The organism is Frigoribacterium sp. Leaf263 (genome assembly GCF_001422285.1).
Taxonomy (GTDB): Bacteria; Actinomycetota; Actinomycetes; order Actinomycetales; family Microbacteriaceae; genus Frigoribacterium.
Map to the genome: position 1 here is coordinate 672,495 of NZ_LMMO01000004.1, position 22,147 is coordinate 694,641.

General features: G+C 71.4%; 22 protein-coding genes. 11 read left to right on the forward strand and 11 right to left on the reverse strand.

Translation table 11 applies throughout. The features are described from left to right. The first annotated feature begins 7 nt into the window (after positions 1 to 7). Together cysS and rlmB are read left to right on the forward strand one after the other, a co-directional pair. Positions 8 to 1,426 (forward strand): cysteine--tRNA ligase, encoded by a 1,419-nt coding sequence (gene cysS / locus ASF17_RS12465; RefSeq protein ID WP_055800270.1) that lies wholly within the window; start codon positions 8 to 10, stop codon positions 1,424 to 1,426. Continuing rightward, positions 1,423 to 2,469, forward strand: coding sequence for a 23S rRNA (guanosine(2251)-2'-O)-methyltransferase RlmB (gene rlmB / locus ASF17_RS12470; protein ID WP_055800273.1), 1,047 nt, complete (start codon positions 1,423 to 1,425; stop codon positions 2,467 to 2,469). Before cysS ends, rlmB begins: the two co-directional genes overlap by 4 nt. Positions 2,470 to 2,543: 74 nt before the next feature. Here rlmB and ASF17_RS12475 read toward each other — a convergent pair whose 3' ends face one another. Beyond that, complete coding sequence (locus ASF17_RS12475; RefSeq protein WP_055800277.1) at positions 2,544 to 3,833, reverse strand: DUF4032 domain-containing protein; 1,290 nt, start codon at positions 3,831 to 3,833, stop codon at positions 2,544 to 2,546. A gap of 92 nt (positions 3,834 to 3,925) precedes the next feature. Continuing rightward, the gene (locus tag ASF17_RS12480) at positions 3,926 to 5,026 is read right to left on the reverse strand and encodes an ABC transporter ATP-binding protein (RefSeq protein WP_055800280.1); all 1,101 of its coding nucleotides are present in this window, start codon (positions 5,024 to 5,026) and stop codon (positions 3,926 to 3,928) included. A 279-nt stretch (positions 5,027 to 5,305) separates the two neighbouring features. Between ASF17_RS12480 and ASF17_RS12485 the strand changes: the two genes are divergently transcribed. Next, positions 5,306 to 6,289, forward strand: a complete 984-nt coding sequence (locus ASF17_RS12485; protein ID WP_082475334.1) for a DsbA family protein — start codon at positions 5,306 to 5,308, stop codon at positions 6,287 to 6,289. Between the two features lie 73 nt (positions 6,290 to 6,362). Here the strand turns inward: ASF17_RS12485 and ASF17_RS12490 are convergent, their stop codons facing one another. Then, complete coding sequence (locus ASF17_RS12490) at positions 6,363 to 6,905, reverse strand: metallophosphoesterase family protein (RefSeq protein WP_055800283.1); 543 nt, start codon at positions 6,903 to 6,905, stop codon at positions 6,363 to 6,365. Between the two features lie 118 nt (positions 6,906 to 7,023). Between ASF17_RS12490 and ASF17_RS12495 the strand changes: the two genes are divergently transcribed. The 3 genes from ASF17_RS12495 (at position 7,024) to ASF17_RS12505 (ending at position 10,858) form a co-directional block, all read left to right on the forward strand. Beyond that, positions 7,024 to 8,157, forward strand: coding sequence for an AI-2E family transporter (locus ASF17_RS12495; protein ID WP_055800288.1), 1,134 nt, complete (start codon positions 7,024 to 7,026; stop codon positions 8,155 to 8,157). 273 nt (positions 8,158 to 8,430) lie between these two features. Next, on the forward strand, positions 8,431 to 10,356 hold the full coding sequence (locus tag ASF17_RS12500) for an MDR family MFS transporter (RefSeq protein WP_055800292.1): 1,926 nt from the start codon (positions 8,431 to 8,433) through the stop codon (positions 10,354 to 10,356). Beyond that, positions 10,337 to 10,858, forward strand: a complete 522-nt coding sequence (locus tag ASF17_RS12505; RefSeq protein WP_055800295.1) for a MarR family winged helix-turn-helix transcriptional regulator — start codon at positions 10,337 to 10,339, stop codon at positions 10,856 to 10,858. Before ASF17_RS12500 ends, ASF17_RS12505 begins: the two co-directional genes overlap by 20 nt. Positions 10,859 to 10,942: 84 nt before the next feature. Here ASF17_RS12505 and ASF17_RS12510 read toward each other — a convergent pair whose 3' ends face one another. Both ASF17_RS12510 and ASF17_RS12515 read right to left on the reverse strand, forming a co-directional pair. Next, a complete protein-coding gene (locus ASF17_RS12510; RefSeq protein ID WP_055800297.1) occupies positions 10,943 to 11,986 on the reverse strand; it encodes an NAD(P)-dependent alcohol dehydrogenase in 1,044 nt (347 codons plus the stop codon). Positions 11,987 to 12,139: 153 nt separating this feature from the next. After that, complete coding sequence (locus ASF17_RS12515; RefSeq protein WP_055800300.1) at positions 12,140 to 13,081, reverse strand: ROK family protein; 942 nt, start codon at positions 13,079 to 13,081, stop codon at positions 12,140 to 12,142. A gap of 103 nt (positions 13,082 to 13,184) precedes the next feature. Between ASF17_RS12515 and ASF17_RS12520 the strand changes: the two genes are divergently transcribed. Next, complete coding sequence (locus ASF17_RS12520) at positions 13,185 to 14,129, forward strand: carbohydrate kinase family protein (RefSeq protein WP_055800303.1); 945 nt, start codon at positions 13,185 to 13,187, stop codon at positions 14,127 to 14,129. A gap of 58 nt (positions 14,130 to 14,187) precedes the next feature. On the opposite strand, the gene ASF17_RS12525 is transcribed toward ASF17_RS12520, so the two are convergent. From ASF17_RS12525 to ASF17_RS12535, 3 genes are all read right to left on the reverse strand, one after another. Then, positions 14,188 to 15,189, reverse strand: a complete 1,002-nt coding sequence (locus ASF17_RS12525; RefSeq protein ID WP_055800306.1) for an NADP-dependent oxidoreductase — start codon at positions 15,187 to 15,189, stop codon at positions 14,188 to 14,190. Between the two features lie 102 nt (positions 15,190 to 15,291). Then, positions 15,292 to 16,188, reverse strand: coding sequence for a KPN_02809 family neutral zinc metallopeptidase (gene ypfJ / locus ASF17_RS12530; protein ID WP_055800309.1), 897 nt, complete (start codon positions 16,186 to 16,188; stop codon positions 15,292 to 15,294). A 44-nt stretch (positions 16,189 to 16,232) separates the two neighbouring features. Next, positions 16,233 to 16,655 (reverse strand): DUF5997 family protein, encoded by a 423-nt coding sequence (locus ASF17_RS12535; protein WP_055800313.1) that lies wholly within the window; start codon positions 16,653 to 16,655, stop codon positions 16,233 to 16,235. Between the two features lie 80 nt (positions 16,656 to 16,735). Between ASF17_RS12535 and ASF17_RS12540 the strand changes: the two genes are divergently transcribed. The 3 genes from ASF17_RS12540 to ASF17_RS12550 all read left to right on the forward strand — a co-directional run bounded on the left by ASF17_RS12540 (position 16,736) and on the right by ASF17_RS12550 (position 18,137). Then, a complete protein-coding gene (locus ASF17_RS12540; protein ID WP_055800316.1) occupies positions 16,736 to 17,455 on the forward strand; it encodes a LysR family transcriptional regulator substrate-binding protein in 720 nt (239 codons plus the stop codon). Between the two features lie 183 nt (positions 17,456 to 17,638). Beyond that, positions 17,639 to 17,845, forward strand: coding sequence for a DUF2945 domain-containing protein (locus ASF17_RS12545; RefSeq protein WP_055800835.1), 207 nt, complete (start codon positions 17,639 to 17,641; stop codon positions 17,843 to 17,845). A 55-nt stretch (positions 17,846 to 17,900) separates the two neighbouring features. Further along, positions 17,901 to 18,137 carry a hypothetical protein gene (locus tag ASF17_RS12550; protein ID WP_055800319.1) on the forward strand — a complete coding sequence of 79 codons (237 nt, stop codon included), beginning with the start codon at positions 17,901 to 17,903 and terminating at the stop codon, positions 18,135 to 18,137. A gap of 24 nt (positions 18,138 to 18,161) precedes the next feature. Here the strand turns inward: ASF17_RS12550 and ASF17_RS12555 are convergent, their stop codons facing one another. Beyond that, positions 18,162 to 19,406 (reverse strand): MFS transporter, encoded by a 1,245-nt coding sequence (locus ASF17_RS12555; protein WP_055800322.1) that lies wholly within the window; start codon positions 19,404 to 19,406, stop codon positions 18,162 to 18,164. Positions 19,407 to 19,483: 77 nt separating this feature from the next. Between ASF17_RS12555 and ASF17_RS12560 the strand changes: the two genes are divergently transcribed. Further along, complete coding sequence (locus tag ASF17_RS12560; RefSeq protein WP_055800325.1) at positions 19,484 to 20,167, forward strand: TetR/AcrR family transcriptional regulator; 684 nt, start codon at positions 19,484 to 19,486, stop codon at positions 20,165 to 20,167. Positions 20,168 to 20,186: 19 nt separating this feature from the next. On the opposite strand, the gene ASF17_RS12565 is transcribed toward ASF17_RS12560, so the two are convergent. After that, positions 20,187 to 21,032 (reverse strand): ABC transporter permease, encoded by an 846-nt coding sequence (locus ASF17_RS12565; protein WP_055800328.1) that lies wholly within the window; start codon positions 21,030 to 21,032, stop codon positions 20,187 to 20,189. Continuing rightward, positions 21,029 to 22,033, reverse strand: a complete 1,005-nt coding sequence (locus ASF17_RS12570; protein ID WP_055800330.1) for an ATP-binding cassette domain-containing protein — start codon at positions 22,031 to 22,033, stop codon at positions 21,029 to 21,031. The genes ASF17_RS12565 and ASF17_RS12570 overlap by 4 nt, the downstream gene beginning before the upstream one ends. Positions 22,034 to 22,147 lie beyond the last annotated feature (114 nt).

A 22,147-nucleotide genomic window follows, 5' to 3' on the forward strand; every position in this document is an offset into this window, starting at 1 on the left:
TGATCCCGTGACGATCCGCCTCTACGACTCCCGCGCCCAGGCGCTCGTCGACTTCGAACCGCTCGTACCCGGCCGCGTCGGGCTCTACGTCTGCGGCCCCACGGTGCAGTCGTCGCCGCACATCGGCCACCTGCGGTCGGCGCTCGTCTACGACCTATGGCGCCGCTGGTTCACCTACCGCGGTCTCGACGTCACGCTCGTCCGCAACGTCACCGACATCGACGACAAGATCCTGGCGCTGGCCGCGGGCACGGACGAGCAGTGGTGGGCTCGGGCCTACCGCTACGAGCTCGAGTTCACCGCGGGGTACCAGGCGCTCGGCATCCTCGCCCCGACGTACGAGCCCCGGGCGACCGCGAGCATCACCGAGATGCAGCAGCTGGTCGAGACGCTGATCGAGCGCGGGCACGCCTACGCCGCCGCCGACGACTCGGGCGACGTGTACTTCGACACGGCGAGCTGGCCGACCTACGGGGTCCTCACCCGTCAGGACGCCGCCGACATGGCCCCCGCCGCCGACGCCGACCCGCGCGGCAAGCGCGACCCGCGCGACTTCGCCCTCTGGAAGGGCGCCAAGACCGACGAGCCCGCCTCGGCCGCCTGGTCGTCGCCGTGGGGCGAGGGGCGACCCGGCTGGCACATCGAGTGCTCCGCGATGTCGCGGCGCTACCTCGGCACGGACTTCGACATCCACGGCGGCGGTCTCGACCTCAGGTTCCCCCACCACGAGAACGAGCTCGCGCAGTCGACCGCCGCCGGCGACGGCTTCGCCCGGCACTGGCTGCACAACGGCCTCGTCAACGTCGACGGGCAGAAGATGTCGAAGTCGCTCGGCAACTCGATCTTCGCGGCGGAGTTCCTCGAGAAGGCGCGTCCGGTCGTCGTCCGGTACTTCCTCAGCGCGGCCCACTACCGGTCGACGATCGACTACCACGACGGCGCCCTCGTCGAGGCCGACGCGGCCCTGGAGCGCGTCGAGACCTTCCTGTCGCGCGCCGAGCGCCGACTCGTCGGCACGCGGTTCGCCGCGGTCGGGTCCCGCGTGGTGCCCGACGACTTCGCGACCGCGATGGACGACGACCTGAACGTCCCCCAGGCGATCGCCGTGCTGCACGACGCGGTCCGCGCGGGCAACAGCGCACTCGACGACGACGACCTCGACACGGCGGCCCGCGAATGGCAGCACGTGGCCGCCATGGTCGCCGTCCTCGGCATCGATCCGCTCGCCCCCGAGTGGCGCGACGACGACGAGGGCGCGGCGCACCGCGCGCTCGGCGCCGTGATCGACGTACTCTTGGCCGAACGCCAGCACGCCCGGGCCGATCGCGACTTCGCACGGGCCGACCAGATCCGCAGCACCCTCTCGGGTGCCGGGATCACCATCGAAGACACCCCCAGCGGGTCGCATTGGAGCCTCGAACAGTGAAGAACACCAGCGGAGCACGCAAGGGCCGTCCCGGCAACAGTGCCGTGCGACAGGGCAGCAAGGGCAAGCAGGTCGGCAGCGGCGGGCAGGGGCGTCAGGCTCTCGAGGGCAAGAAGCCCACGCCCGCGGCGGAGGATCGCCCGTACCACCCCGCGGGCAAGGCCAAGATCGCGCGCGAGCGCCTCGAGAGCGCCCGCGGCCGCAGCAGCAACGGCCCCCGCGCCGGCTCGCCCATCGCCGGTCGCGGCGGAGCGGCCGACGCGCAGCGCCGCCGGCCGAAGTCGGCGGACGACCACGAGATGGTCACCGGGCGCAACTCGGTGCTCGAGGCCCTCCGCACGCGCATCCCCGCGTCGACGCTCTACATCGCGGCGCGCATCGAGATGGACGACCGCACCAAGGAGATCCTGCAGCTCGCCACGCGCCGCGGGCTCCCGGTGCTCGAGGTCATGCGCCCCGAGCTCGACCGTCTGACCGGCGCCGACTCGGTGCACCAGGGCGTCGCGCTCAAGGTCCCGCCGTACGAGTACGCGCACCCCATGGACCTCCTCGAGCTGTCGGTCAAGCGCCAGCAGAAGCCGCTCTTCGTCGCGCTCGACGGCATCACGGACCCCCGCAACCTCGGCGCGATCATCCGTTCGGTCGCCGCGTTCGGCGGGCAGGGCGTCATCATCCCGCAGCGTCGCTCGGTGGGTCTGACGGCCTCGGCCTGGAAGACCTCCGCCGGTGCCGCGGCGCGCATCCCCGTCGCGATGGCGTCGAACCTGACGCAGACCCTCAAGTCGTTCAAAGAGCAGGGCGTGTTCGTCGTCGGTCTCGACGGCGGCGGCGACGTCATGCTGCCGGGTCTCGAGCTGGCCGATCGCCCGATCGTCGTCGTGGTCGGCAGCGAGGGCAAGGGCCTCTCGCGCATCGTCGCCGAGACCTGCGACGCCATCGTCTCCGTGCCGATCACGGGTGCCGTCGAGTCGTTGAACGCGGGCATCGCCGCGTCCGTCACGCTCTACGAGATCTCGAAGCTGCGCGCCGAGCGCAAGAAGTAACCCCGACGCAGGAGGCGCGGGTCGGCATGCCGCCGACCCGCGCCTCCTGCGTCCCCCCGGTCACGGACCGGACGTCAGACCTTCGTGCGCCAGTCGTCCTCGTCGGCCTCGAGGAGGTCGGCCTCGGGCAGCGAGATCGACCCGGTCGGCGGCTCGATGACCATCTGCTCGTCTCGGCGGTGCCGCAGCACGTCATTGATGTACGAGGTGAGAGCCTCGGCGATGGGCACGTCGCGGTTCTCCTGCTGCGAGCGGTACCAGCGGTGCTCGAGCAGCTGATGGAAGACCTCGGCCGGCTCGAGGCGACCGCGCAGCTCACGGGGGATGGACCGGACGACGGGCTCGAACACCCGGGCCGCCCACTCGTGAGCCACCATCTCCTCATCGTTGTCGTTGCCGCCGCTGCGCAGGCGGTAGGCGTCGAGGTCGTTGAGCAGACGACGCGCCTGGTTCTCTTCGACGTCGAGACCGGTGAGGCGCAGCAGGCGACGCGAGTGGTGGCCGGCGTCGACGACCTTGGGCTGGATCTTCACCTGGGTGCCGCCCTCGGCGGTCTTGATCGCGAGCTCCTCGATGTCGAAGCCGAGGTCGTTGAGGCGCTCGACGCGGTCGTTGATGCGCCAGCGCTCCGAGCTCGAGAAGGTCTCGCTGCCGGTGAGCTCCGTCCAGAGGCTGCGGTACTTGGCGACGATGCCGTTGCTCACGTCGACGGCGTCGAGGTTGTCGTCGAGTCGCCCGCCCGCCTCGAGGTCGAGCAGCTCGCCGGCGATGTTGACCCGGGCGACCTCGAGGTCGTTCTCGCGCTGCCCGTTCGAGAGGCCGCCCGGGTAGAGCTTGCCCGTCTCGGCGTCGACGAGGTACGCGGCGAAGGCGCCCGCGTCGCGCCGGAAGAGCGTGTTCGAGAGCGACACGTCGCCCCAGTAGAAGCCGATGATGTGCAGGCGCACGAGCAGCAGCGCGAGCGCGTCGACGAGCCGCTTGGCGGTGTCGGGGCGGAGGGTCTGCGAGTACAGCGCGCGGTAGGGCAGCGAGAACTTCAGGTGCCGGGTGACGAGCACGGGGTCGAGCGGCGAGCCGTCCTCGTCGTGGCGGTTGGTGATGACCGCCAGGGGGTCGACGCAGGGGATGTCCATCCGCTGCAGCGTGCGGAGCATCTCGTACTCGCCGCGGGCCATCTCGCCCGAGGTCTCCTTGATGGCGATGACGTAGCCGCTGAGGTGGGCGAATCGCACCAGGTGCCGCGAGATGCCCTTCGGCAGCGTCGCGATGGCGTCGTCGGGCCACACGTCGAGGGGGAGGTCCCACGGCAGGTCGAGCAGGGCCGGGTCGACCGTGGCGGAGGTGATGTTGAGGGAGTCGGGCATCGTCTCGTGTCTCTCGGTGCGGTACGGGATCGGCCCGACGGGTCACCGGGGCGGTCCGCCCAGATGACCCGTCGGGCCGATGAGGTGTGCTGCTACGCGCTGATGACGGCCTTGTCGCCGAGGCGCTCGCCGCTCTCGGTGTCGAAGACGTGCACGTGGTGCGCCTGCGGGGTGATGTGGATCGTGTCGCCCAGCTTGGGGTGGTTGCGGCCGTCGACGCGCACGACGATGTCGACGCGCTGACCGTTGACCTCGGTGTGACCGTAGAGGTAGCCGTCGGCGCCGAGCTCCTCGACGACGTCGACCGTGACGGCGAGGCCCTCGCCGGTCGTGTTGACGACGACGTCTTCGGGGCGGACGCCCACGGTGACGCTCTTGCCGGTCGCCTGGCCGACGGTGTCGCGGTCGACCGAGGTGACGGCGGTGCCGAACTGGATGCCGCCGTCGACGACGTCGGCGGGCAGCAGGTTCATGGCGGGCGAGCCGATGAAGCCGGCGACGAAGACGTTCTGCGGCTTCTCGTACAGGTCGCGGGGGGTGCCGACCTGCTGCAGGATGCCGTCCTTCAGGACCGCGATGCGGTCGCCCATGGTCAGGGCCTCGGTCTGATCGTGGGTGACGTAGACCGTGGTGACGCCGAGACGGCGCTGCAGCGAGGCGATCTGGGTGCGGGTCTGGACGCGGAGCTTGGCGTCGAGGTTCGAGAGGGGCTCGTCCATCAGGAACACCTGGGGCTGACGCACGATGGCGCGGCCCATGGCGACGCGCTGACGCTGACCACCCGAGAGGGCCTTGGGCTTGCGGGCCAGGTAGGGCTCGAGGTCGAGCAGCTTGGCGGCCTCGAGGACGCGGGTCGCGCGCTCTTCCTTGCCGACGCCGGCGATCTTGAGCGCGAAGCCCATGTTCTCGGCCACGGTCATGTGCGGGTAGAGCGCGTAGTTCTGGAACACCATCGCGATGTCGCGGTCCTTCGGCGGGACGTCGGTGACGTTGCGGTCGCCGATGAAGATGTCGCCGCTGTTGACCTCTTCGAGACCGGCGAGCATGCGGAGGGTCGTCGACTTGCCGCAACCCGAGGGGCCGACCAGGACGAGGAACTCGCCGTCCGCGACCTCGAGGTCGATGGCGTCGACCGCTGCGCGGGTCGAGCCGGGGTAGAGGCGGGTGGCCTTGCTGAACGTGACTGACGCCATGATGTTTCTCCTTCACCGGCAGGTACGTGCCGGACGATCCTTCGTGAATGGATGGTGATCAGACCAAGAGGTCCGCGATGACCACCACCCGACAGTATGGCACCGAACCGAGACGGTCTCATCCCTCGTCCGGGTCGGGGACGGTATCGTCTTCATCACGGCGGCTCGGACACCCCCCCCGACCGGCCCGTGACCCTCGGGCGCTGCAGCCGCAGCCCCTCCCCACACCCCTTACGACGCGACGGCGACGAGCCGTGGCGCATCGGAGAGACCCGTTCCATGACTGACAACGCCTCGGACGACAAGACCCTCACGAAGAACCAGCGTCGCGCCGCCGCCCGCCAGAAGGCGCAGGCGGCCCGCAAGAAGCAGAAGCGCCGCCAGCGGACCGGTCGCGTCCTGCTGCAGGGGGGCATCGCCCTCGCCCTCGTGGCGGTCGTCGTGATCGTCGTCGTCGTGATCACGAACAGCATCCGTCCGGCCGGCCCCGGCCCCGCGAACATGGCCAGCGACGGCATCCGCATCGGTCAGGACTTCGTGGCCGACACGACGCCGGCTCTGGCGGCCGACGACGAGCCGGTGCCCTCCGCCACCACGGCCGCGAGCGACACCGTCGACATCGTCGTCTACCTCGACTACCTCTGCCCCATCTGCGGCCAGTTCGAGGCCGCCAACAACGAGTACATCGCCGGTCTGGTCGACTCGGGTGCGGCGACGGTCGAGTACCACCCGGTGGCCATCCTCACGAACCAGTCCGTCGGCACCCGGTACTCGAACCGGGCCGCCAACGCCGCGGCCTGCGTCGCGAACTACTCGCCGAACTCGTTCTTCGACTTCAACACAGCCCTGTTCGAGCAGCAGCCCGAAGAGGGCACCCGCGGCCTCGACGACGCGGCCCTGTCGGACATCGCGAGCGGCATCGACGGCGTGGTCGACCCCGCGCGCATCGCGACCTGCATCGACGACGAGGAGTTCGGCTCGTGGGTCACCGCCGCCACGCAGCGGGCGATCGACGGCCCCATCCCGAACAGCACGGTCGAGGCCCTCGCCGGAACGCCCCTCGTGCTCGTGAACGGTCAGCGCTACGACCCGAGCCTGCCCTTCACCAACGAGGAGTTCCGCAACTTCGTCGTGACCGCGGCCGGCAACAGCTACGCCGACAGCAGCACCGCGACGCCGACTCCCGCTCCGGCCGAGTCGGACGCCCCCGCCGAGCCGGCCGAGTCGACCACCCCGGCGCCGACGGAGACCCCCGCGAGCTGAGCGGCCCGGGCCCGGGGGTGGGCAGGCCCGGCCCCGGGGGTCGCCGGGCCCGCACCGCCCTCCGGTCCGCGCCTCAGGTCGACATGCGGGGGTGGGGCAGGATCCCCGCCCCCTTGACCGGCAGCTCGTGCAGCGCGACGTCGCGGATCGCGCCCGCGTCGAGCGTCAGCGTCAGATACGTCGCGTGCGGCTGGCGGCGGCGGTCCGTCGGCGAGCCGGGGTTGAGCAGGCGCAGCCCGGCGGGCGTGGTGGTGTCCCAGGGGATGTGACTGTGGCCGAACAGCAGCAGGTCGGTCTCGGGGAAGAGGCGGTCCATGCGGGTCTCACGCGCCTCCTTGGCTCCGGTCTCGTGCACGACGGCGAGACGGACGCCGTCGACGGCGGTGCGGACGACCTCGGGCAGCCTGTCGTCGAACTCGGGGCCGTCGTTGTTGCCGCGGACCCCGATCAGGAGGCGCGCGCGGGTCTCGAACTCGTCGAGCAGCGGCAGGCCGGTCCAGTCTCCGGCGTGCACGACCACGTCGGCGCGATCGACGGCGGCCCAGACGGCGGACGGCACGGCCTTGGCCTTCTGGGGCACATGGGTGTCGGACACGACGAGCACGGAGGTCGGCATGCCCCCACGCTAGGGGCGCGCGGGAGCGATGCGGACCGTTATGGTCGGAACGGGGTTGGCTTGCTCTGTCGGCTCGTCAGCCTGACCGCATCGCACGACCAGAAACGAGGACGACACCGTGGGACTCTTCCGCAGCCAAGCAACCGAGGTGGCCCGGCAGGACGCCGCCGTGCGTCACTCGCTCTGGGCGGACGCCTTCGGCGCGCTCGCGACGCGCGCCGTGCAGATCATCGCCGTGGTCATCGTGGCCGCCGCCCTCATCTACGTGTTCCTCAGCCTCAGCCTGGTGACCCTGCCGGTGCTGCTCGCCCTCATCTTCGCATCGGCGATGCTGCCGGTGGTGTCGTTCCTGCGGAAGCACCGGGTGCCGTCCGTGCTGGCGACCCTCATCTGCCTCTTCGCCGTCGTCATCATCCTCGGCCTCATCGCGTGGCTGATCGTCTGGGCCGTCGAGAACCAGGCCGCTTCGCTCGCCGAGTCGGCGACACAGGGCATCGAGCAGCTGCAGAACTGGGTCACGACCCTGCCCTTCTCGATCACCGACGATCAGATCCAGGGCGGCATCGACGCCGTGACCGACTTCGTCACCAGCGCCCAGTTCGGCTCGGGCGCCCTCGCCGGGGCCTCGGCCATCGGCAGCTTCCTGACCGGTCTCGTGCTGATGATCGTCGTGCTGTTCTTCTTCCTCAAGGACGGCCCCGCCATCTGGGAGTTCATGCTCCGTCCGTTCCGCGGCGAGCAGTACGCCCGTGCCCGTCGCATCGGCGACAAGACCGTCGCGACGCTCGGCGGGTACGTCCGCGGCACGGCGACGGTAGCGGCCGTCGACGCGATCGGCATCGGCGTCGGCCTGTGGATCATCGGGGTGCCCCTGGCGCTGCCCCTCGCGGTCGTCGTGTTCCTCACCGCGTTCATCCCGCTCGTCGGAGCGACGGCGGCGGGCATCCTCGCCGCGCTCGTCGCGCTGGTGGCCAACGGCGTGCCGGCCGCGATCTGGGTCGTCGTGGTCGTCGTCGTCGTCAACCAGCTCGAGGGCAACTTCCTCCAGCCGGTGCTGATGGGCCGCACGTTGCAGCTGCACGGCCTCGTCATCCTGGTCGCCCTGACCGCCGGCACGATCCTCGGCGGCGTCGTCGGCGCGGTCATCGCGGTGCCGGTGATGGCCGTCGCCTGGGGCATCACCCAGGTCTGGAACGGCGAGCACGAGCCCGCGGAGATGTTCCGGCAGAAGAGACGCGAAGAGGTCCGCTAGGGGCCCTGGATCCGAGGAGGCGCGGTGCGAGTTCGACTCGCACCGCGCCTCCTTCGTGCGCCCCGCCCCACCTCCGAAGAATTGTGCAGATTCTGCAGATAAATGGTTGCGAATCGTCAACCACCGAGTATGGTTGACATTCTGCAACCACAGGACCAGCCATCGGCGTCGGGTCCCCACCATCTCGAATCACCGGAGCGAACCTTGTCGCAGACCACGACCGCCGCGGGCACCAGGCCCGCCGCACCGCACGAACCGGGCGAAGCGCCCGGCATGAGCCACCGCGAAGTCCTCACCGCCCTGTCGGGGCTGCTGATGGGCATGCTCGTGGCGATCCTGTCGTCGACCGTCGTGTCGACCTCGCTGCCGCGCATCGTCAGCGACCTGAACGGCAGCCAGACCTCGTACACGTGGGTCATCACCGCCACGCTGCTCGCGACAACGGTCAGCACGCCGCTCTGGGGCAAGTTCTCCGACCTCACGAACCGCAAGGTGCTGCTGCAGGTGGCCCTCGTGCTGTTCGTGCTGGCCTCGGTCGCGGCCGGGTTCTCGCAGAACACCGCGACGCTCATCACGTTCCGCGTCTTCCAGGGCCTCGGCGCCGGCGGTCTGACCGCCCTCGTCCAGGTCGTCATGAGCGACATCATCAGCCCGCGCGAGCGAGGCCGCTACATGGGCTACCTCGGCGCCGTGATGAGCGTCGGCACCATCGGCGGCCCGCTGCTCGGCGGCGTGCTCACCGACACCATCGGCTGGCGTTGGAACTTCTTCGTCGGCGTGCCCGTCGGCATCGCCGCCCTGATCGTCATCCAGCGCACGCTGCACCTGCCCGCCAAGCCGAAGCGCAAGGTCGTCGTCGACTACTGGGGCGCCGGTCTGATCGCCGGCGGCGTCTCGCTGCTGCTCGTCTGGGTGTCCCTCGGCGGCAAGCAGTTCGAGTGGAACTCGCTCACCAGCTGGCTGATGGGCGTCGGCGCCGCCGTGCTGCTCGTGCTCGCCGTGGTCGTCGAGTTCCGCACCGAGGAGCCGATCATCCCCCTGACGCTCTTCCGCAACCGCACCTTCACCTTCGCGGTCATCGCCTCGCTCAGCGTCGGTGTCGCGATGTTCGGCACCAGCGTGTTCCTCGGTCAGTACATGCAGCTGGCCCGCGGCCAGTCGCCCACCATGGCGGGCATCCTGACCCTGCCGATGGTGCTCGGCCTCCTCATCTCGTCGATGGTCGCCGGTGCGCTCATCTCGAAGTACGGCAAGTGGAAGCCCTACATGATCGTCGGCTCGGTGCTGCTCGCGGCCGGTCTGTTCCTCATGTCGACCATCGAGTACGACACGAACTTCGTCATCGTCTCCGTCTACATGGCGATGATGGGACTCGGCATCGGCATGGTCATGCAGAACCTCGTGCTCGTCGTCCAGAACTCGGTCGACGTGAGCGTCGTCGGGGCGGCCTCGTCGAGCGTCGCGTTCTTCCGCAGCCTCGGCGGCACCATCGGCGTCTCGGTCATGGGCGCCGTGCTCGGCACCAAGGTCTCGGGCTACATCACCGACGGTCTGACCGACGCCGGGGTCGACCCCAGCGCCCTGGGCAGCGGCGAGTCGACCACGAGCATCCCCGACCTCAGCACCGTCCCCGCCCCGATCCGCACGATCATCGAGTCGGCCTACGGCCAGGGCGTCGCCGACGTGTTCCTCATCGCCGCGCCGCTCGCGATCATCACCATCGTGTTCGTCTGCCTGCTCCCGAACGTCGAGCTCGGCACGAAGAGCGGGATCCAGCGTGCCGCCGCAGCCGCGCCGACCACCGACGGCGACGACCGCAGCGCAGGAGGCGCGGCGTCGGTCGACGGGAACGTCGCGTCGCCGGCGACCAAGGGGGCCGCGGCCACCGCCGCCCTGGCCCCCGCGGTCTCGAGCGCCCCGGTGACGACCGACGACGGTCCGAGCGACCGCGGCGGCGACGCCCCGGTGTCGCCGACCGTCGGCTCCGGCTCTGCCTCCGGCTCCGATGCCGACACCGGCGCGCTCCCGGGCGAGCGTCGCCACCACTCCCACACGGCCGCCCGCACCGGGACGATCGATACGATCATCGCGACGGGTGCCGCCGAGGTGGCGGGTCACCCGGTGACGGACGACGAGCTGGCCGAGAGCCCGGTGTTCTCGTCCCTGGTCGAGGAGAAGGATGTCGCAGCGGACCGATGACGCGACGCGGGCGGGCGCGGTGCCAGGCGCACCGCGCCTCCCGGGCCCGGACGACGGGGGTCGCGAGGGCCTGATGGCCGGAGTGGTCGACGAGATCGGCTCGATGATGGTCGAGGCCAAGCGAACCATCGCGGCCGCGGCCTCGCGGTTCGACCCCGACGTGCCGCCGACCGCGTTCTACGTGCTCCGGTACGTGATGAAGCACCAGCCGTGCACCGCGGGCGACATCGTCAAGGCGATGGCGATGGACAAGAGCGCCGTCAGCCGTCAGGTGACGCTGCTGCGCGAGGCCGGGTTCGTCGACGTCGTGGCGGATGCGAGCGACGGGCGCGTGTCGATGCTCCGCAGCACCGAGCGGGCCGACGCGAGGATGCTCGAGGTGCGGCACGAGAACCGCGCCGTGTTCCGCAGCCACGTCGAGGGATGGACGGACGACGAGCTCGCCGAGTTCGCCGGCTGGCTCCGCCGCTTCAACACCCCTCCGGCGGCCGCCGCTCGCTAGCGTCCGGCGCGCGTCTTGCACGGAGAGGGACGTTCTGCGCCGTGGTCCGGCGGCAGAACGTCCCTTTCTCGCGAGGAGGCGGCGCTAGATCGTCGCGGTGTCGATCACGAAGCGGTAGCGGACCTTGCTGGCGACGACACGCTCGTAGGCCTCGTCGACCTCGTCGGCGCCGATCGTCTCGATCTCGGCCCCGATGCGGTGCTCGGCGCAGAAGTCGAGCATCTCCTGGGTCTCGGGGATGCCGCCGATGTTCGAGCCGGCGAGGCTGCGACGGCCGCCGATGAGCGAGCCGGCCCGGAACGACTGCGGGTTCTCGGGCAGGCCGACGAACACCATGGTGCCGTTGAGGCGCAGGGTGCGCGCGTAGGCGTCGATGTCCATGTCGGCCGAGATCGTGTTGATGATCAGGTCGAACGAGTTCTTCAGGTCCGAGAACGTCGACGGGTCGCTCGAGGCGTAGTAGTGGTCGGCGCCGAGCTTCAGGCCGTCCTCCTGCTTCGACAGCGTCTGGCTGATGACGGTGACCTCGGCGCCCATGGCGTGCGCGATCTTGACGGCCATGTGACCGAGGCCGCCCATGCCGACGACGGCGACCTTCTTGCCGGGGCCGGCGCCCCAGTGCTTCAGCGGCGAATAGGTGGTGATCCCGGCGCAGAGCAGCGGGGCCGCCTCGTCGAGCGCGATGCCCTCGGGGATCGAGAGCACGTAGTTCTCGTCGGCGACGATCTGCTTGGCGTAGCCGCCGTAGGTGGGCTCGCCCGAGTACTGGCGGCCGTTGTAGGTCGCGACGTTGCCCTTGACGCAGAACTGCTGCTCGCCGGCGAGGCAGTTCTCGCACTCGCGGCAGCTGTCGACGAAGCAGCCGATGCCGACGCGATCGCCGACCTCGTGCTTGGTGACTTCGCTGCCGACCTCGGTGACGATGCCGGCGATCTCGTGGCCGGGCACCATCGGGAAGATCGCCTTGCCCCACTCTTCACGGGCCTGGTGGATGTCGCTGTGGCAGATGCCGGCGAAGGCGATGTCGATCCGGACGTCGTTCGGACCGACGTCGCGCAGCTCGACGGTGGAGTGCTCGAAGGGGGCGCCGGCGGACGGCGTCAGCAGGACGGGGACGGTGGTTGTCATGGGGTTACCTCCGGGGGTTGCGAGTGACTCGCGCGTCTGTGGGCGCGCTGATCTCCGACGACGCTGTGGGGGACTCCATGAGCCTAGGCGCGCCCGGCTGGGCCTCGCTCGTGACGGGAACCGTTCTCAGATCGAGCACCGAGGAGGTGCGGCTCAGCCGAGCAGATCGGCCTGCCAGACGAGGGCGGCCGCCCCCACGAGCGGGCTCTCGTCGCTGAGGCCCGAGCGGACGACGCGCACCCGGCGGGCGTAGTCGTTGACCGGCGCCTCGTCGACGGCCTGCCGGACCAGATCGAGGTAGTCGTCGCTGACCCGCGAGAAGCCGCCGCCGATCGCGGCGACGTCGAGGTCGAGCAGGGTCGTGACCGACGAGATGGCCTCGCCGACGGCGGTGGCCGAGCGGCGGACCGCGGCGACGGCGATCGGGTCGCCGTCGCGGTAGCCTGCGGCGAGGTCCTCGCCGCGCTCGCCCTGCCAGCCCTGGGCCCTGGCCCACGCGACGACGTTCGGCCCCGAGGCGATGACCTCGAGCGTGGCGGCCCAGGCGCTCTCGCCCGCGGGGCGGTCGGCGATCTGGATCTGGCCGATGTGACCGGCGTTGCCCGTGCCGCCCGACAGCAGGCGCCCGTTGACGATCAGCCCGCCGCCCACGCCGGTCGAGACGGTGATCGCGAGGGCGTCGTCGACGCCCTGGGTGGCGCCGACCCAGTGCTCGGCGAGGGCGAGGCTCACGCCGTCGAGCCGGAGGGTGACGGGCGCCGCGTCGGGCAGCATCGAGGCCGCGAGGGAGGTCACCAGCTCGCGCAGGGGGTACCCGCGCCAGGCCGGGAGGTTGATCGGCGACACGGTGCCCGCGACGAGGTCGACGGGGCCGGCGCTGCCGATGCCCGCGCCCACGAGCGCATCGCCCTCGGGCAGGGCGCCCAGCGCGTGGACGACGACGGCCCGCACCGACTCGGCCAGCTCGTCGGACGTCGCCGTCGCGCCCGTGGGGCGGCGGTCGCGGCTGCCGGTCAGGAGGGTGCCGTCGGCGGCGACGAGCGCGGCCTCGACCTTGGTTCCGCCGACGTCGACGGCCAGTGCGTAGTGGGTCACGTCGTCAGCGTAGCGGCGGGGTGCGACGCCGACCGGGCGCGGTCTAGGGTGACGTGTCGCCTCGCGTGTCCGACCGGGCGGCTCCCGTCGACGAGAGGCGCGCATGACCACCACCGAGGGCAGCATCGACGGCCGGAGCGACGGCGGAGCCGACGGGCGGGTCGTCGTCATCGGCGACGCGCTGATCGACGAGCTGCGCACCGACGAGGGCTCGAGCGATCACGTCGGGGGCGCCGGGCTCAACGTCGCCGTCGGGCTCAGCCGCCTGGGCGTGCCGACCACGCTGCTGGCGAGCGTCGGCGACGACGCCGACGGCCGCTCGATCCGCGACTTCCTCGACGAGCACGGGGTCGAGCTCGTGGCGACCGTCAACCCGCTCGGCACCGGCCGCGCCGTCTCGCTGCGGGTCGACGGCGAGCCCTCGTACGTGTTCACCGACGCGGCCGTCGACCGCGGGCTCGACTTCTCGCCCGAGCAGTTCGACGTGCTCGCGGCCGCGCCGCTCGTCGCCGTCAGCTCGTACCCCTTCGACGACGCCGCCCTGACCGACCGGCTGCTCGCCGTCGTCGGCGACGAGCCGCGACGACTCGTCGTCGACCCCAACCCGCGCCCGGGGTTCCTGCCGGGCGGCGACGCCCAGGTGACCGCGTTCCGAGCCGGGTTCGCCCGCGTGGCCGCCGCGTGCCTCCTGGTCAAGATCGGCGACGACGACGCCGCCCTCGTCACGGGCCGGTCGCTTGAGGAGTGGCAGGACGCGCTGCTCGCCGCCGGGGCCGGGGGAGTGCTGGCCACACGCGGCTCCGACGGTGCCGGTCTGCTGCTGTCCGGTCGCGACGAGCTGCGACGCGGCATCTCGGCCGCTGAGGGCGACGTCGTGGACACCATGGGGGCCGGCGACGCGACCTTCGCCTCGATCGTCTCGTCGCTCCTCGCCGACCGCCGCGACCCCGGCTCGGTCGACTGGGCCGACGCGCTGGGTCGGGCGATGGACGTCGCCGCGGCGACCGTGCGCTCGCCGGGCGCGCTGCTGCGCTCGCCGACGCTCTGAACGGCGCCGCGCCTCCTCGGAGCGGATCCGAGGAGGCGCGGTGCACGACACGCAGGGATCAGGCGGTCGCCTCGTGGGTGCTGCGCGCCTTGCCCGACAGGTACCAGTGCGAGCGCGCACCGGTCTCGACCGGCTGCATGCCGACGACGACCTTGCCGCGCGAGTGGTGCTCGGCCAGGTCGTCGAACGCCTGCGCGATGTAGTCGAACGGGTAGAAGCCCGAGATCAGCACGCGCACCTTGTTCTCGGCGATCAGCTTGGCGACGGCGGCCAGCACCATGGCGGGCTCGGCGTCGTCGCGCTCGGGCCGGATGTAGCGCATCTCGATGTCGAGACGCTGCTCGCTCGAGCTGAACCGCGCCTCCGACACCCCCAGCGCCGTGGCCAGCGCCGGGTTGTCGCCGCCGAAGTTGTCGATGAACGCCGTGACCGGCCGGCCGGCGGCCTTCTCGATGCGCTCCTGCAGGCCGTCGCCGTACGTGATAGGCGTGATGCCGATCGAGCGCAGGTAGTCGTGGTTCGGGGGGCTGCACGTGCCGATGACCTTGGCGCCGGCCGCGAGGGCGAGCTGGCACTCGATGTGACCGACGCCGCCGGCCGCCGCGGTGATGACGACGATGTCGCCCGGCCCGAGGTGCAGCGACCGCACGACGTCGTAGGCGGTCGCCCCGGCGAGATAGAGCCCGCCGGCGACCTCCCACGGCACGTTCGACGGCTTCTTCACGATCGCCGAGGCGGGGACGGTGACGTACGTCGCATGCGCTCCGCCTCCGATCGCGTGCCCGATCACCTCGGCGCCGACCGCGAAGTCGCGCACGGCCGAGCCGCGCTTCTTGATGATGCCGGCGAAGCACGACCCCTGACGTGCGGGGAACTCCAGCGGCAGGCGGTCGGTGAAGTCGCCCTTCCGGATGAAGTTCTCGATGTGGTTCAGGCCCGCGCACACGACCTCGACGACGACCTCGTCGTCATCGGGGACGGGCAGCTCCTGGGTGACGAAGTGCAGCTCGTCGACGTCTCCGTAGCGATCGAACTCGACGGCTCTTCCGGTGCGACTCATGTGCGACCTCCTCGTGGCGTTGCCTGATTCTGCGCCCGCGGCGGCGCGGACGTCCAGAGGCGGGGCCCGACACGCGCAGAGCGGCCGTCAGGTGCTCGCGGTCTACAGCCGGTCGGTCGGCACCGAGAAGGTGTCGCAGGCGGCGGGACCACCGGCGCGCCCGGTGTCGAACCACCGCTGACGCTGCTCGGCCGAGCCGTGGGTCCAGCTGTCGGAGTCGACCCGGCCGCCTGACGCCTCCTGGATCCGGTCGTCGCCGACGGCGGCGGCGGCGTCGAGCGCGTCGGCGATCTGCGCATCGGTCACCGGCTCGAGGAACGTCGTCCCCGCGTCGTCCTCGACCGTCGACGCGGCCCCGACCCAGGCGCCCGCGTAGCAGTCGGCCTGGACCTCGAGCCGGATCGTGTCGGAGCCCGGCCCGGTGGCCGTGCGGTCGGCGCGGTCGAAGGCGCCGGTCAGCTGCTGGATGTGGTGGCCCCACTCGTGGCCGACGACGTACATCTGAGCGAGCGGTCCGGCGCTGGCCCCGTACTGCTCGCGCAGCTGGTCGAAGAAGTCGGTGTCGACGTAGAGCGCCCGGTCGGGCGGGCAGTAGAACGGCCCGGTGGCGCTCGTCGCGCCGCCGCAGCCGGTGTCGACCGACGACGTGAAGAGGAAGAAGTCGGGGGTGGCGTAGTCGCCGAGGCCGAGGGTCGGGGCCTCGGCTGTCCAGTAGGTGTCGAGCGAGTCGGCGGCCCCCGCCATGCGGCAGTCGATGCTCGCGTTCGCGTCGGCGCCGGTGGTGCAGCCCTCGAGCGGGGCGGCGGCGATCTGCTCGGGGCTGCCGCCCGTCGACCCGCCGACCAGTCCGCTGAGGTCGACCCCGGTGAACTGGTTGACCAGGGCGACGACGATGATCGCCACGATGCCCGTCCCGCCGGCCGCGATGCCGGTGGTGCGACCCCGGCCGCGCCGTCGGACCTTGCTGCTGTCGATGCGTGCATCGTCGTTGAATGACATGCGTCAGAAGCTACGCGGGTCGCGGGAGCCGCGGCCCGTCGAGATCAGGCCGGGTCGCCGCCCTCGGCGCGCTCGCGCTCGGCGCGGAGCAGGGCGCGACCGGCGTCGCGGTCCTTCACGCGCTGCTCCTCGTCGCGGACCTCGGCCAGGTTCGCGCGCTCGGTGACCAGCCAGGCGGGCATCTCCTTCAGCAGGTCGTGGATCTCGTCGGTGGTGAGGGCGTCGTCGACGCCGGCCCGGGCGAGGCCCGAGATGGTGACGCCGAGCTTCTGCGCCACGACCGGTCGGGGGTGCGGCCCCGTGCGGCGCAGCTCGGCGAGCCACTCGGGCGGGTTGGCCGTGAGCTCGGCGAACTCCTCGCGGGTGACGGGCGTGTTCTGGAACGACTCGGGCGTCGCCGGCAGGTGCACCCCGAGCTTCTTCGCGGCAGTGAAGGGCTTGAGCGTCTGCGGGGTCTTCTGGGTCATGACCGCAAGGGTACCGGTAGGCCGCCGTGCACCGACGCGACCGGGGCCGACCGGGCGCCCGGCCCCGGTACCCTGGGGCGATGACGACCGAGCCGACCCGCGCCTCCTTCCGCATCGGGTTCGTCCCCGGCGTCACGCTGTCGAAGTGGTCGCGCCTCTGGCAGGAGCGCCGCACCGATCTGCCCCTGACCGTCGTCGAGGCGGACCCCGCCCGCGCCCTGGACTCCCTGACCGGCGACGACGCCGTCGACATGCTGCTCGCCCGTCTGCCGCTCGCGACCGACGACGACCATTCGGTCATCCGCCTCTACGACGAGCGCGCCGTCGTCGTCGTCTCGAAGGACCACCCGCTCGCGGCGCTCGGCATCGAGCACGAGCTGACCGCCGCCGATCTCGAGGGTCAGACGCGTCACGACCTCGACCCGGCCCTGACCGACGCCCAGGCCGTCGACGTCGCGGCCACCGGCTCGGGCGTCGCCGTCGTGCCGCAGTCGATCGCCCGACTCCACTCGCGCAGCGGGCTCACCTACCGCTTCGTGTCCGACCTCGAGCCGACCGTCGTCGCGCTCGTCTGGCTGGTCGACCGCACCGACGACGACACCGACGACTTCGTCGGCGTCGTCCGGGGCCGCACCGCCCGCAGCAGTCGGACCAGGAGGCGCGACGAACCTGAGCAGACCGCCCCGGCGAAGAAGGGGTCGGCCCCCGACCCCCGCGGTGCGAAGCCGAAGCGCACGCCGCCGCAGGGCCGCGGCCCGCAGCGCGGCACCGGCCGCAGCCGCCCCCGCCGCGGACGCTGACCCGGGCGACCTGCTCGACCCGAGGCCTCGGCGCGACCGCGGGGTACGTCGAGGGGTACACCCGAGGCTCCCTCGCCCCTACCCCTCGGGGCTGAGTCGCCCGGCGGCTCGCGGGCGTACCGTCCACGCCACGATCGCATCGACGACCGGCCGATGGCGGTCGGCGCAGACGAAGGAGGCGCGATGACGTTCAGCAAGGGAGACCACGTCACCTGGAACACCCCGCAGGGCGAGACCCACGGCACCGTCAAGGAGAAGCGCGTCTCGGAGTTCGAGCACGACGGCCAGAAGTTCAAGGCCTCGCACGACGAGCCCTACTTCATCGTCGAGAGCGACAAGAGCGGCTCGACGGCGGCCCACAAGGAATCCGCCCTCAGCACGAGCGAGTGACGGCCGTCCGGCCGCGCACGCACCGCCCCACCACACCACGAACCGAGGAGACACCATGGCCGACCTGACCGATGTGCGCTGGAACGACGAGGCGCGCGACAAGATCCTGACCGACTCCGACCGCGTGCTGCAGGAGGCCGTGCGCGATGCGGCCGCCGCCCACTCCGGCGAGTCGTGGGAAGAGGCCTACAAGGCGATCAACGACGCCGTCAAGGACCGCTTCATCGACTACGAGCCCGGCCCGGACGTCCGCAAGTACGCCGAGGCCATCGAGCGCGGCGAGTACAGCTGACCTGCGCCTCCCGGGGGTGCGGGGTCAGCCGACCCGCGCCTCCGGGGCGTCCACGCGGCGCACGCGCGGGCTGAGGGCGACACCGGTCGCGACGACGAGCACGAGCCCGGCCAGGGCGACCAGGGCGACGGGCGTGCCGACGAGCTCGGTGAGCGGGCCGATCAGCACCTCTCCGAGGGGGATCCCCGCGAGCGAGCCCACGGCCAGGACCGAGAACACGCGGCCCCGGTACGCCCCGGGCACGAGCTGCTGCACGGCGACGTCGAGCGGCACCGTGAAGACCTCGAGACCGACGCTGGCGACGAAGAGGCCGACGCTGATCCAGAAGAACCAGTGCAGCGGATCGAACACGACGGGGTCGGTCTCGAGCGCGAACGACAGCAGGAGCAGGGGTGCCGCCAGGGCCCCGGCGCCGAGGCAGGCGACCCACAGCCGCACCCGCCCGCGCAGCGATCCGGCCCAGAAGGCGCCGACGATGAGCCCGAGGGTCTGCACGGCGCCGGCGTAGCCCCAGAGCAGGCGACCGAACGTCTGGTCGGCGATCAGGGGCCCGAGCACGTGGACGCCGCCCGCGAAGGCGAACTGGAAGACGAACGCCAGCGCGGCCGCGGCCGTCAGCCAGGGGGTCCGCACGACGAAGCCGAGACCGCTGCCGAGGTCGGCCAGCAGCGACGTCCCCCCGGAGGCGCGGGCCGCGTCGCCGGGGAGGCCCACGAACACGACGGCCGCCACCGCGAACACCGCTCCGCCGAGAGCCAGGGCGAGACCCGAACCGACCGTGCCGACGACCGCCCCGCCGGCGGCGAGGCCGACGATCAGGCCGACGTTCGCGCCGACCCGCAGGAGCACCGTGGCGTCGCCGATCGAGCGGTCGCTCACCGTGTCGCGGACGAGCGCGTTCGTGGCGGGCCCGAAGAACGCGGCGGCGGCGCCGTTGACCGCGCTGATCACCGCGAGGGTGACGAGCGTCTCGGTCTCGGTCAGCATGAGCACCGCGGCGATGATCAGCGAGCCCGCCGAGACGAACGACGACACGACGGCCACGAGGCGTCGCGGATGGCGGTCGGCGAGCACCCCGCCGAAGATCAGCAGCAGGATGTTCGGCAGCGACCGGGCCACGACGACGAGACCGAGATCGACGGCGTCGGCGCCGAGGTCGATCGCGGCGAACACGATCGCGATCGGGGCGAACCCGCTGCCGATCCACGACACCAGGCGCCCGAGCCACAGGGCCCGGAAGGCGGGGATCCGCAGCAGCGACCAGGGCATCGCTCGACTCTATGCCGCACCGGGCGTCACCACCCGATCGCCGTCATGGGGGGTGACCACGACCTAGGCTGACCCCGATGGATGACTCCGCCCCCGCACCCGCCCCGGCCGTGGACGCCGCCGCCGGGAGCCTGCGCGAGCCGGGCCGCTATCGCAAGGGCATCGCCAAGCGCGAGGCGATCCTCGACGCCGCGCTGCCGGTCTTCGGACAGGTGGGCTTCCACGGGGCGTCGCTCCGCGAGATCGCTCGGCAGTGCGGGGTGTCGCATCAGTCGCTGATGCACTACTTCCCGACGAAGGACGAACTGCTCATGGCCGTTCTGCGCCGCCGCGACGAGCGCCTGCGGCGGCACTTCGACGACGAGGGCGGCATGCGCGTCGACGAGCTCGTCGAACTGGCCGAGTACAACGTCGACGTGCCCGTCGTCATCTCGCTCTTCATCACGGCGTCGGCCGAGGCCGTCTCGAGCGAGCACCCGGCGCACGAGTACTACCGCGACTACTACGACCGGATCGTCCGCTCGACGACGGCGTACCTCTCGGTCGCGGCGGACCGGGGCTGGCTGCGGCCGGGGTACTCCGCCGCCGCCGCGGCGCGCGTCGTGCTCGCCGTCCAGGACGGCCTGCAGCTGCAGTGGCTGTACGAACGCGACGCGGTGAACGTCGCCGAGCTCATGCGGCTCGTGATCGGCAGCGTGCTGACCGTGCCGACGAGCGAGCTCGACGAGGCGGTCCGCGAGGAGGCGCGGCGACGGCCGTAGCCGACCCGCGCCTCCTCGGTCACTTCGCGCTGATCCGCTGGAACTTGCGGATGCAGAGGGGCACGAACACGACGAGCATGACGGTGATGCCGATGAGCACGGTCGCGTAGGGGTGCTGCATGGTCCAGATGTCGGGCACCGGGGTGTTCCCGAGATTGCCGAACGACGTGCGGGCGGCCTGGACGAGCGACGAGACCGGGTTCCATTCGGCGAAGACGCGCAGGGCCGTCGGCAGGGTGTCGCTCGGCACGAACGCGTTCGAGACGAAGGTCAGCGGGAACAGGATCATGAACGAGGCGTTGTTGATCGTCTCGGGGGTCTTGACGCTCATGCCGAGCAGCGCCATGACCCAGCTGAACGAGTAGCTGAACAGGAGCAGCAGGGCGACGCCGCCGAGGAACGACGCCGGCGAGGCGTTCACCCGCCACCCGACGGCGAGACCGGTCAGCATCATGATGACCATCGAGATCGTGTTGAGGACGAGGTCGCTGTTCGTGCGGCCGATCAGCACCGCCGACGGGCTCATCGGCAGGGTGCGGAACCGGTCGATGATGCCCTCTTTCAGGTCTTGCGCCATGGCGGCACCCGAGAACGTCGAGCCGAAGACGACCGTCTGCGCGAAGATCCCCGCCATCAGGAACTGCGTGTAGTCGGTGCCCTCGACCGCGATGGCCCCGCCGTAGACCTGGCTGAAGAGCAGCACGAACATGATGGGCTGCAGGACGGCGAAGATCAGCATGTCGGGCGAGCGGCGCACCTTGATGAGGTTCCGCTTCGTGACGGTCCAGCCGTCGGAGGCCCAGGTCGAGAGACCCGTGTCGGTGGCGGGCTCGAGGGTCTGCGCGAGCGCGGTCGTGGTGGTCATGCGCGGGCCTTCTTCTCGCTCGGGGCGTCGGTGGCGGAGGCGTCGTCGTCCGCGCCGGTGCGGTGGCCGGTCAGCTGGAGGAACACGTCGTCGAGGGTGGGGCGCCGCATGCCGGCGTCGTGCAGCTCGATGCCCGCCGCGCCGAGGTCGGCCAGCGTCCGCTGCAGCGCGGTCGGGCCGTCGGTGACGGCGACCTCGAGCTGCCGGCCGTCGGCGTCGATCGCGGGCTCGTTGTCGCCGTGCCGCCGGAGGACCTCGACGGCCTGGGCCGATCGGGTCTCGTCGACCAGCGCCACGACGAGTCGATGACCGCCCACCTGCGCCTTGAGCTGATCGGCCGTCCCCTCGGCGATGACCGCGCCGCCGTCGATCACGGAGATGTCGTCGGCGAGGCGGTCGGCCTCTTCCAGGTACTGCGTGGTGAGCAGCACCGTCGTGCCGCCGTCGACCAGGCTGGTGATGATGTCCCAGAGGGCCAGCCGGCTGCGCGGGTCGAGACCCGTGGTGGGCTCGTCGAGGAACAGCACGCGCGGGTTCGTGACGAGCGCGCCGGCGAGGTCGATGCGGCGGCGCATGCCGCCCGAGAAGCCTTTGACCGGTCTATCGCCCACGGCGGACAGGTCGAACACGTCGATGAGCTCCCGAGCACGCTCGCGGGAGACCTTCGCGCCGAGGTGGTAGAGCCGCCCGATCATGTCGAGGTTCTCGAAGCCCGTGAGGTTCTCGTCGACGGCGGCGTACTGACCCGAGACGCCGATCGATCGCCGGACGGCCTGGGCGTCGGCGACGACGTCGAGACCGGCGATGGTCGCCGTGCCGGTGTCCGGTCGTTCGAGGGTGGTCAGCATCTTCACGACCGTGGTCTTGCCGGCGCCGTTGGGGCCGAGCAGGGCCTTGACCGTGCCTTCGGGCACCGTCAGGTCGAGCCCGTTCAGAGCGTGCACCGGCCCGGACTTCGACCGGTAGGTCTTGGTGAGGCCCCGTGCTTCGATCATGGCCATGAGTGATCCGTCCTCCGCTGCCGTCGGTTCCGGGGAGCGGTCCCGGACGCGCTCAAGGTAGCGCGGTACCGGCCTGCGCGCCAGTGATATTTCATCAGTTCCGGATGCCGGGTC

Excerpts from the sequence above, each read along its gene's own strand:
- ASF17_RS12475 (WP_055800277.1), bottom strand. The coding sequence starts at position 3,833 with ATGCCCGACTCCCTCAACATCACCTCCGCCACGGTCGACCCGGCCCTG.
- ASF17_RS12480 (WP_055800280.1), bottom strand. The coding sequence starts at position 5,026 with ATGGCGTCAGTCACGTTCAGCAAGGCCACCCGCCTCTACCCCGGCTCG.
- ASF17_RS12485 (WP_082475334.1), top strand. The coding sequence starts at position 5,306 with ATGACTGACAACGCCTCGGACGACAAGACCCTCACGAAGAACCAGCGT.
- ASF17_RS12490 (WP_055800283.1), bottom strand. The coding sequence starts at position 6,905 with ATGCCGACCTCCGTGCTCGTCGTGTCCGACACCCATGTGCCCCAGAAG.
- ASF17_RS12500 (WP_055800292.1), top strand. The coding sequence starts at position 8,431 with ATGAGCCACCGCGAAGTCCTCACCGCCCTGTCGGGGCTGCTGATGGGC.
- ASF17_RS12505 (WP_055800295.1), top strand. The coding sequence starts at position 10,337 with ATGTCGCAGCGGACCGATGACGCGACGCGGGCGGGCGCGGTGCCAGGC.
- ASF17_RS12510 (WP_055800297.1), bottom strand. The coding sequence starts at position 11,986 with ATGACAACCACCGTCCCCGTCCTGCTGACGCCGTCCGCCGGCGCCCCC.
- ASF17_RS12520 (WP_055800303.1), top strand. The coding sequence starts at position 13,185 with ATGACCACCACCGAGGGCAGCATCGACGGCCGGAGCGACGGCGGAGCC.
- ASF17_RS12525 (WP_055800306.1), bottom strand. The coding sequence starts at position 15,189 with ATGAGTCGCACCGGAAGAGCCGTCGAGTTCGATCGCTACGGAGACGTC.
- ypfJ (WP_055800309.1), bottom strand. The coding sequence starts at position 16,188 with ATGTCATTCAACGACGATGCACGCATCGACAGCAGCAAGGTCCGACGG.
- ASF17_RS12535 (WP_055800313.1), bottom strand. The coding sequence starts at position 16,655 with ATGACCCAGAAGACCCCGCAGACGCTCAAGCCCTTCACTGCCGCGAAG.
- ASF17_RS12540 (WP_055800316.1), top strand. The coding sequence starts at position 16,736 with ATGACGACCGAGCCGACCCGCGCCTCCTTCCGCATCGGGTTCGTCCCC.
- ASF17_RS12545 (WP_055800835.1), top strand. The coding sequence starts at position 17,639 with ATGACGTTCAGCAAGGGAGACCACGTCACCTGGAACACCCCGCAGGGC.
- ASF17_RS12550 (WP_055800319.1), top strand. The coding sequence starts at position 17,901 with ATGGCCGACCTGACCGATGTGCGCTGGAACGACGAGGCGCGCGACAAG.
- ASF17_RS12555 (WP_055800322.1), bottom strand. The coding sequence starts at position 19,406 with ATGCCCTGGTCGCTGCTGCGGATCCCCGCCTTCCGGGCCCTGTGGCTC.
- ASF17_RS12560 (WP_055800325.1), top strand. The coding sequence starts at position 19,484 with ATGGATGACTCCGCCCCCGCACCCGCCCCGGCCGTGGACGCCGCCGCC.
- ASF17_RS12565 (WP_055800328.1), bottom strand. The coding sequence starts at position 21,032 with ATGACCACCACGACCGCGCTCGCGCAGACCCTCGAGCCCGCCACCGAC.
- ASF17_RS12570 (WP_055800330.1), bottom strand. The coding sequence starts at position 22,033 with ATGGCCATGATCGAAGCACGGGGCCTCACCAAGACCTACCGGTCGAAG.